5 protein-coding genes and 2 pseudogenes are annotated in these 4,261 nt (G+C 59.6%); 3 read left to right on the top strand and 4 right to left on the bottom strand.

Going from position 1 to position 4,261, the window contains the following annotated elements; all coding sequences use genetic code 11:
* Positions 1-423 (top strand): annotated as a pseudogene (locus J8I87_RS43465) (amino acid:proton symporter); the annotation flags it as partial.
* A 162-nt stretch (positions 424-585) separates the two neighbouring features.
* Positions 586-1,500, top strand: coding sequence for a glutaminase (locus J8I87_RS43460; RefSeq protein WP_209938771.1), 915 nt, complete (start codon positions 586-588; stop codon positions 1,498-1,500).
* 315 nt (positions 1,501-1,815) lie between these two features.
* On the opposite strand, the gene J8I87_RS43455 is transcribed toward J8I87_RS43460, so the two are convergent.
* The 4 genes from J8I87_RS43455 to J8I87_RS43440 all read right to left on the bottom strand — a co-directional run bounded on the left by J8I87_RS43455 (position 1,816) and on the right by J8I87_RS43440 (position 4,039).
* Entirely contained in the window at positions 1,816-2,283 is a 468-nt protein-coding gene (locus J8I87_RS43455) for a hypothetical protein (RefSeq protein WP_209938769.1), read from the bottom strand.
* A gap of 107 nt (positions 2,284-2,390) precedes the next feature.
* Positions 2,391-2,843: a pyridoxamine 5'-phosphate oxidase family protein gene (locus J8I87_RS43450; RefSeq protein ID WP_209938768.1), complete on the bottom strand. Its 453-nt coding sequence runs from the start codon at positions 2,841-2,843 to the stop codon at positions 2,391-2,393.
* 138 nt (positions 2,844-2,981) lie between these two features.
* Positions 2,982-3,443: a hypothetical protein gene (locus tag J8I87_RS43445; RefSeq protein ID WP_209938766.1), complete on the bottom strand. Its 462-nt coding sequence runs from the start codon at positions 3,441-3,443 to the stop codon at positions 2,982-2,984.
* A 92-nt stretch (positions 3,444-3,535) separates the two neighbouring features.
* Positions 3,536-4,039 carry a universal stress protein gene (locus J8I87_RS43440; RefSeq protein WP_209938765.1) on the bottom strand — a complete coding sequence of 168 codons (504 nt, stop codon included), beginning with the start codon at positions 4,037-4,039 and terminating at the stop codon, positions 3,536-3,538.
* On the opposite strand from J8I87_RS43440, the pseudogene J8I87_RS45555 reads away from it, so the two are divergent.
* Positions 4,038-4,261: pseudogene (locus tag J8I87_RS45555) on the top strand (hypothetical protein); the annotation flags it as partial. The gene J8I87_RS43440 and the pseudogene J8I87_RS45555 overlap by 2 nt on opposite strands.

Here is a 4,261-nt window from a genome sequence, read left to right as displayed (position 1 = left end):
GTGATCGCGCCGTTCGCATTCGTGTGCGCTTCGCTGATCCTGTACTGGGCGAAGTGGCCGCTGACGGGCGAGATCATTCTGTTGATGATCGTCGCGCTTCCCGTGTTCTTCTACTTCCAGGCGAAGTCGGGCTTTGGTGGCTTCAACCAGGACCTCAAGGCGGCGTGGTGGCTGGTGGCTTACCTGCCCGTGATGGCGATCCTGTCGCTGATCGGCAGCAAGCAGTTCGGCGGGCTGGGCATGCTGCCGTACGGCTGGGACATGCTGGTGGTGATCGTGTTCTCGCTGATTTTCTATTACTGGGGCGTGCATACGGGCTATCGCTCGGCGTATCTCGACGAGCGCAATGCGACCCGAGTCAGCGAAGCGTCCGAATACGCGACGAGCGGTTTGCACGGCGAGGAGTGGATGTCGGCGCGCTAAAGCGCACGGCTGAAATATTTTCAGTGCAGAATAGGGCTCGCTTCGTATCGCCGCTCTGTGCGCAGACCGTGAAAGCGGATCACGCGTGCCGTAATCCGCTTTGCGTTTGTCGAGCCATCGATGCGTACGACATCGTATGGATTTCACTCACCGACAGCCTCGATGGACTATTTCCGCATCCTCGAACAGATTCACGCCGACTTGCAGCCCTGGCTCGATAAGGGGCGTATTGCCGATTACATTCCCGAACTGGCGAATGTGCCCGCGAACAGCTTCGGCATGGCCGTCGTCACGACGTCTGGCGAGGTCTATCGCGTGGGACAGGCCGACACGCGCTTTTCGATTCAGAGCATCTCCAAGCTGTTTGCGTGCACCATGGCCTTCAGGCTGCTCGGCGACGACTTGTGGCACCGCGTCGGCCGTGAGCCGTCGGGTACGGCATTCAATTCGCTGGTGCAACTGGAATCGGAGCGAGGCAAGCCGCGCAATCCTTTCATCAATGCAGGCGCGCTCGTCATCACCGATGTGTTGAGCCGCCGCTTCGTGAAGGCGGAGACGGCGCTCGTCGAGTTCATGCGGCGCGTCACGGGCGAAGCGTCGATCGACTATGACATGCGCGTCGCGGAGTCCGAATTGCAGCACGCGCATCGCAATCGCGCGATGGCGCATTTCATGGCGAGCTTCGGCAACATGGAGATGCCGCCCGAAGTCGTCGTCGATGCGTATTGCCGTCAGTGCGCGATTTCGATGAGTTGCGTCGAGCTTGCACAAGCAGCGCTTTATCTGAGCAACGGCGGCGTCGTGCCGTCGACGGGCGAACGCATTCTCGATGCGAGTTCGGCCAAGCGATTGTCGGCGCTGATGCTGACATGCGGCACCTACGATGCAGCGGGCGACTTCGTCTATCGTGTCGGCTTGCCTGCGAAGAGCGGCGTCGGCGGTGGGATCGTCGCGTTGTTGCCGGGCGAAATGGCCGTGTGCGTGTGGTCGCCGGGGCTGGATACCAATGGCAATTCGCTGGCGGGGGTGATGGCGTTGGAGTGGCTCACCACGTACACGGGGCGTTCGATCTTCTAACGCTCGCCTTATCGACGATCAACACAGCCGCCCCGGCACTCTGCCGCCGCCAGATTTGCATCACGGCTTCGAGAGAAGTGTTGATTTTTGCATCGTTCGACACCATCGCCTTGACCGTTCTCCGCAGGGAGGATGTCCGTCAAGAGACTGATTAACTCGGGAGCACGGCGGCGGTCGATCCCTGGACGGGGTCGGTTGGAGTGCCGATTAGCGCCCGTTGGCGACCTCACTTGATCGGCCAGCTACGGCCATTCGTAGGTAGATCGCCGCGGACGTCTGAGTGGCGCATCTACTCCGAGAACGGACATGTACGTGTCAACTGCATATGTTCTTTAGGCTGACCAGTAATCGTGAGCATGGCAGTTCAGCGGTTCGGCCAATTCGGCGTTGCGATCCTGGCCGGCTGCAATCGCGTTCACCTGCTCGATCCGATTCGGTTACCGCTCGCCTGCAGAAATGGAAAGCTTGCAAAGCAAAGTTGGCCTGCGAGGCCGATCGCGCCGGGCACTGATCCCAAAAGCCGACAAAGTACTCGAGCACAGTCCTTCTAAACAGGAGTACGGCAATGCACAACTCCGCAAGCGTCAATATGACCAGGGCGATTGCGCCCATCAGCAACGCCTCGTTGGTATCCGTCAGCATGTCGTGTTTTTTCGCGCTCCGGTGCGACACGTTCCAACTCGCGGCGAGCATGAATGGCGCTTCGAGCGATACGGCTGCCGTCTCTCCCAGGAGCGGCACAAGCAGCAGGACGGGAATCGCTCCGAAGGCGAAGCCGATCACAAAAACGATCAATGCATAAAGGCAGCCCGCTTCGGCGCAGGCTGCCCACCTGGGGCTACGATGTGAGCACCGCGTCATTGATTTTGCGTTTGTGATATGGAAGGAGATTAGCAAGTGCAAAGATCGGTGTGCCCGAAGCCTTGCGAATAATCGAGCACCGAAATGACTGTCGGAGTCACGCGAAATATCCGGACTTCGTCAGGAGACGGCATTGGCATTGGCAGCGCGTGCATGTCCGGATACTTCAGTGGAAGCATGCGCAAGACCTTCTCTGCTTCGGCGCGATCGGTCACTGGTTGTGCGTGCGCCGCCATCGACAAACCGGTAATCGCCATCAGATCTGACGTGTCGTGGTCGATCGTGAGCGATACCCGGTCGTCGCGGGCCAGATTGGCGGCCTTCTGGCTTTCCAGACCGCAAAGGAAGTAAAGCGTCAGTCCCTGGCTCACATACCCAACGGTGGTCGCCTGCGGCCAGCCGTCCGGCCTTAGCGTGGCAATCGTCATGATTCGGTGCTGATCCAGCAATGACAGGATCTTTTCCTTGATCTGTTCGTCCATGGATCACCTTCCGGTTCGTGAAAATCCCATCCTGTACCACCGGGTCATCCGGCGCTTGATACAAATCAAATACCGAAGATGACCGACTTCGAAATGTACAGCGCGCAAGAGTGAGCGGCCCGCCTGCACGGACCTGCTTCAAGGGCCCGAACTCAAGCCGACCGCAATTGACTCAGATTGATGCGTGCCGAGTTGCGTGTCATCGTGCACGTTTTCAGCAAGTCTTTGGTCGAGCACTGTGCGGGATGGGTCCGTGCCGGGGGCCATCGGACTCGCAGTCCAAATTTGCATTGCGAATTTTCCGTTGCCCGCTGCCGCGACAACGTACGAGAATTTGGCATAAACAGGCGAACTTTTTTCGTCGGCGCCGGCGGCGCCTTGCTGGCAGGCGGCACGACTGCCTGCGATGGCCGAATACGAACGCGCCTGCCTGCCGCTCTGACAATGCCGCCGAACTTTAGTGACCTCATCCGCTATGCGACGCTTGCCGCCAACAGCCACAATACGCAGCCTTGGTGGTTTCACGTCGGCGACGGGTTCATCGACATTCTGCCGGATATCTCGCGCGGCACACCCGCTGTCGACCCGGATGACCATCATCGATCTCACGATCAGTGTTAACCGACGAAGCGACACCGGGACAGCCCCGTGACATGCCGCAATCAAACCAGTTACGCGCTGAGTCAGGCAGCTTATGATACGGGTCTGGCCAGTTCGGCGGCCTCTTTGTCGTCCTTGCCTTTCTCGGCAATATGCGCGGAAATCAGCAGTGCAGGACACCTGGCGATACGTAGGAAGCGTTCTGCCACGCTGCCGAGCATGAACCGGCTTGCTCCACTGCGGCCATGCGTGCGCATAACGACGAGGTCGGCTTTAAAGTCATGGGCCGCGCGCTGGATGCAGTGCGGAATGTCATCGCCGGGCTTTTCGGGCTCAATGATCCGCGGACTGCCTTGCACCCCATCGCGGTCCATTAACGTAAGCGCTTCCTTCGTCAGGGTCCTCCCTTCATGCAGGAAAGCGTCGCGTAAGATGCCATGGTCACGGCCGGGCGCGTCGTAAGCCATCAACGGAGCCGCGACAACATAGAGCGGTTGCAATTGCGCGCCAGTCTCACCGGCAAGTTTCCGTGCGGCGTCGAACGCTCGCACGGCGGTCTGGCTATCGTCAATCGGAACGAGAATATGCGAGTACATGTGGACCTCGGTGTCGATGGAGCTATACGCTCATGTTTGCCGTCGAGCGGGCACAGCGGGGGCCATTACCGCCCTGATTGCCATGGGCGCTACGATGCTTCGCGCCGAGGCGAAGGCGGCTGCGAAAGATGTGGTCATTGTGCACGGCGCACTGGTGGATGGCTCCGGCTGGCGGGCCGTCCACGACATCCTGGTCAAGGATGGTTACCACGTGACGATCGT

Origin of the sequence: Paraburkholderia sp. LEh10, assembly GCF_017814945.1 — a bacterium.
Taxonomy (GTDB): Bacteria; Pseudomonadota; Gammaproteobacteria; order Burkholderiales; family Burkholderiaceae; genus Paraburkholderia.
The sequence above is the reverse complement of the archived record's forward strand: the minus strand, read 5'-3'. Positions and strand labels throughout refer to the sequence as shown.